This is a genomic window from Streptomyces bambusae, from assembly GCF_019400985.1.
Taxonomy (GTDB): domain Bacteria; phylum Actinomycetota; class Actinomycetes; order Streptomycetales; family Streptomycetaceae; genus Streptomyces; species Streptomyces bambusae_A.
This window is the reverse complement of record NZ_WTFF01000539.1, coordinates 1-2,778: the sequence shown is the minus strand read 5'-3', so window position 1 is coordinate 2,778 and position 2,778 is coordinate 1. Positions and strand designations below refer to the sequence as shown.

Below are 2,778 nucleotides of genomic sequence, written 5' to 3'. Positions count from 1 at the left end.
GGCGAAGACCTCGCGCGCCACCGCGGCCAGCGCGGCCGCGGGTGCGTGCAGGTCCAAGCGGCTCGCCTCCGCGACCCGCTTCGCCCACACCGCCGGCACGGCGGCCTCGCCGCCCAGCGCCCCCGCCAGCGCCCCGGCCATCGTCGCGATCGAGTCGCAGTCCCGCCCGTAGTTGACCGCGCCCAGCACCGACTCCTCGTAGCGCCCGCCGCCCACCAGCAGCATGCCGAGCGCGATCGGCAGCTCCTCGATCGCGTGCAGCCGCGACGGCCGCCGCGCGCCCAGCGACGGCTCGCGGTAGTCCGGCCCGACCGTGTCGTACGGTGCGACCGCCGCCCGCAGCGGCCCCAGCGCCGACTCGAACTCCCGGTGCCCCGCAGCCGCTTCCGCCACCGCCGCGATCGCCGCCCGCGTACCGTCCTTGGCCAGCGACACGGCCGTGTCCACCACCGACTCCGCCGTCGCCCCGGGCGTGCACGCCGCGGCCACCGCCGCCGCGAACACCCCGGCCGCCTCCCGCCCGTACGAGGACTGGTGTGCGCCGGCGATGTCGAGGGCCTCCGCGTAGGCCCCGGCCGGGTGGCCGGCGTTGACGATCCCGACGGGCGCCATGTACATCGCCGCACCGCAGTTGACGATGTTTCCGGTACCCGCCTCGCGCGGGTCCACGTGCCCGTAGTGCAGCCGGGCGACCAGCCACTTCTCGGCGAGGAAGATCCGCTGCAGGGGCAGCGCCTCGGCCTCCAGCTCCGGGATCCACCGCGGGGTGGACATCAGGTCCGGGACGAGGTGGTCGGCGACGGCGTACGCGTCGAGGTGGTCGCGCACCCGCTCGTAGACGCGGACCAGCGCGTGGGTCATCAGGGTGTCGTCGGTGACGTGCCCGTCGCCCTTGTGGTACGGCGCGATCGGGCGGGCCGTGCGCCAGTCCTCGTACCAGGGGCCGACGATGCCGTGCACCCGGCCCCCGTGGCGTTCCACGATCCGGTCCGGGGACCAGCCCTCCACCGGTCCGCCGAGGGCGTCGCCGACGGCAGCGCCGACGAGAACGCCGGCCGCCCGGTCCTCGAGAGTGAGGGCGGGAGCGGGAGCGGGACCAGGAGCGGGACCGGGACCGGGAGTGAGCCTCTTGAGCGTCTTGTCGGTGTCGAGGGTCATGTCCGAATCATCCCTTGGGAGAGGTCAGTTCCGTGCGAGCGAGCAGCCCGGCGAGTTCGACGAGGTCGGTGCCGGCGAGGCGGGGCAGGGCGCAGCCGGACAGGGTCCGGCAGGCCTCGCGCCAGGCGGCCGGGATCGCGTCCCCGCCGCCCAGCGCCCCGGTGAGGGCGCCGGCCAGGGCGGGCGCGGAGTCCGCGACGCGGGACAGGCAGGCGGCGGCGGGCACCGCCTCGACCACGTTGCCGCGGGCGGCGGTGGCGAGCGCGAGGGCGACGGGCACGGTCTCGGCGGCGGCGATGCCGTAGCTGTAGACGTGGTCGACGATCTCGTGCTCCAGGACGGGGACGAGCGCGAACGCCGCTCCGCCGCAGCCGGGTCGAGCGGCGCGGGCGAGCTTGACGGCGTGGCGGGCGTTGCGGCCGATCTCGGTGGCCTCGGGCAGCTGCGCGAGGGCGGCGTCCACGGCGGCGTCGACGTCCTGGCCGCCGAGGGCGGTGGCCAGGGCCGCGGCCATGGCGCGGGCGCCGTGGACGCCGTCGCCGTCCTGGGTGTAGCGGGCGTCGAACTCGGCGAGGTCGGCGGCGGCCCGGGGGTCGCCGGGGTGGACGACGGCCAGTACGGCGGCCCGTACGCAGGCGGCGTCGTCGAAGTAGTGCGGATTGTCGTGGCCGGTGGCGGGGGGCCGCAGGCCGGCGGCGAGGTTGCCCAGGCCCGCGCGTACGGAGATCCGGGCGCGCAGCGGCAGGACCGCGGACTCGACCTCGGGGGCGCGCTCGGCCGCGGCGGCGATCTCGCTGGCCAGGGCGTTCCAGGCAAGGTCGATGGCGGCGCGCATCCGGCGGGACCGGCTGAGGTCGCTGAGCAGTACGCCGGCGGCGGTCAGCACGGACTCGGCGGCGAACGCGGCCCACTCGGCGTCGTCGGAGGAGCCGAGGCGCAGCGGCTCGGGCGGCTGGTTGAGGGCGATGGGGACGGGGAGGGTGGTGGTGGCGTTCTGCTCGGCGAAGGTGTCGAGCTCGCGGGTCAGGCGGCGGGTCCACTCGGGCATCCGGCTGGCCCGGTGCCGGGCGGCCGGCCACCCGGCCGCGTCCCCGGTGGCAAGCCCGAGCAACAACCCCTCGATCCGCCGAGCCCCGTCCGGCGCGGCGCCGTCCGGGGCAACCTGGCCCCCGCCGTGGCCCCCGGCGGGCCGGTCCCGGTCCTGCGCCATGGCCACGGCGTCCCGGCCCGGGCCTGCGGTCGTCCCGCCGCTGCCCCGACCGCCTTGGCCCGCGCTGTGGGCCACGGCGTCCCGGTCCCGGCCCTGCGCGACGGCTGCCGCGTCCCAGCCCGGGCCCGTGGTCGTCCCGCCGCTACCCCGACCGCCGTGGTCCCCGCTGTGGGCCTCGGCGTCCCGGACCCCGTCCTGCGCCACGGCCAGGACCGCGTCCCGGCCCGGGCTTGCGGTCGTTCCGGCGCCGTCCCGACCGCCGTGGCCCCCGCTACGGCCTCCGGCGCGCCGGTCCCGGTCCCGCGCCTCGGCCGCCGCGTCCCGGCCTGGGCCTGTGGTCGTCCCGGCGCCGTCCCGGCTCACGTTGCTGTCTGTTTTTCAGATCATGCTCTGCATTCGCACTTTCTAGT

2 protein-coding genes are annotated in these 2,778 nt (G+C 77.2%); both read right to left on the bottom strand.

All coding sequences use genetic code 11. The features are described from left to right. On the bottom strand, nucleotides 1-1,158 hold a 1,158-nt coding region (locus GPJ59_RS35290), incomplete at its 3' end, for an ADP-ribosylglycohydrolase family protein (protein WP_219672174.1). A 7-nt stretch (nucleotides 1,159-1,165) separates the two neighbouring features. After that, nucleotides 1,166-2,368 (bottom strand): ADP-ribosylglycohydrolase family protein, encoded by a 1,203-nt coding sequence (locus GPJ59_RS35285; RefSeq protein WP_219672172.1) that lies wholly within the window; start codon nucleotides 2,366-2,368, stop codon nucleotides 1,166-1,168. Between the last annotated feature and the right edge of the window lie 410 nt (nucleotides 2,369-2,778).

Excerpts from the sequence above, each read along its gene's own strand:
- GPJ59_RS35285 (WP_219672172.1), bottom strand. The coding sequence starts at position 2,368 with ATGGCGCAGGACCGGGACCGGCCCGCCGGGGGCCACGGCGGGGGCCAG.